The organism is Streptomyces sp. AC627_RSS907 (assembly GCF_019049165.1).
In genome coordinates this window covers 1-1,012 of record NZ_JAGMUE010000403.1, presented here as the reverse complement: position 1 = coordinate 1,012, position 1,012 = coordinate 1, and the positions used below count along the sequence as shown (strand labels likewise).

Genomic DNA, 1,012 nt, shown 5'->3' with positions numbered 1-1,012 from the left:
CCCGGGCCTGGGCGGGCTGCGCCGCGCCGGTGGCGACGGCGTGCCGTGTGTCGAGGAGCTCGGCGGACCAGGCGGCCTGGTCGTCCGGGTCGACGGAGGGCGTGGGGTCGGTGTGCCGGGCTAGGCGATCGCGCCGGTAGCTCTCCCAGGGCCGGGCCACGTCCGCGGGCAGGATCTGGTACGGCGAGGTGCGGATGTGCTGGCGGGCGGCGACGCGGGCGTCCCAGCCGTGCGGGGTGACTATCGGTACATCGCCGAGCAGCGCGTGCCATTGAGCGAGCTGGTCGCGAGCCTCGCCCGGGTCGGTACGGATGGTGCGCTGGTCGAGCCGACCGATGTAGGCCAACAGCGCGGCGATTTCGCGGCGATCCACGATCAGCCCTCCCGTCCGCTCGGCTCGTCGAGCGCGGCCAGGAGCGCGGCGGTGTGCGCCTCGGCGCGCGTCATGCCACCCAGCAGGGCCCCGGAGTTGGGGCTGGGGGCGTGCTCGCGGGCGATCCACGAGCGCCAGTCGGCTGCCCAGGCCCGTGCCGACCTGGGCCTGTGGCTGGCCCGGTGGGCGCGCCACTTCGCGTCGGCTGCCCGCAGGCCCTCCTCGCCCAGGCGCTCCAGGTGCCCGTGTTGGCGGGTCCAGGTGTGGGTGGCTGGGTCGATCCGCCACTGGCTGGCCGACGTCACAGCAGCACCACCACTGCTACTCCGGTTCACCTTCGGTTCCCTACGGTTCTGGGGGCCGGAATCCGGTACCCCGAGGTACCCGGAACCGGTACGTCGGGGTACCGGATTCCGTTGCGAGGTGCCGGTTTCGGGGTCTGCCGGATTCCGGTCCTTCGCGAGGGAATCCGGTACCTCGCGGGGGCGGATGCCGTAGCGCCGCAGATGTGAGAACCGAGGCCGCTCGACGCTGTCAGCCTCGGTCGCCGAATCAGCTTCGCCACCAGCCTCCTGCTGCTCTGGAACACCCTGGACCAGGTCCTTGGCCGCCAAGGGCATGCGGTAGACCGTGCTGCGC

The 1,012-nt window shown here is 72.6% G+C and carries 1 protein-coding gene and 1 pseudogene; both read right to left on the bottom strand.

The window, feature by feature from the left end; all coding sequences use genetic code 11:
• Positions 1 to 373: pseudogene (locus KUM32_RS36135) on the bottom strand (hypothetical protein); the annotation flags it as partial.
• Between the two features lie 2 nt (positions 374 to 375).
• A partial coding sequence (locus tag KUM32_RS44280) for a helix-turn-helix domain-containing protein (protein ID WP_254406635.1) occupies positions 376 to 1,012 on the bottom strand: 637 nt, incomplete at its 5' end.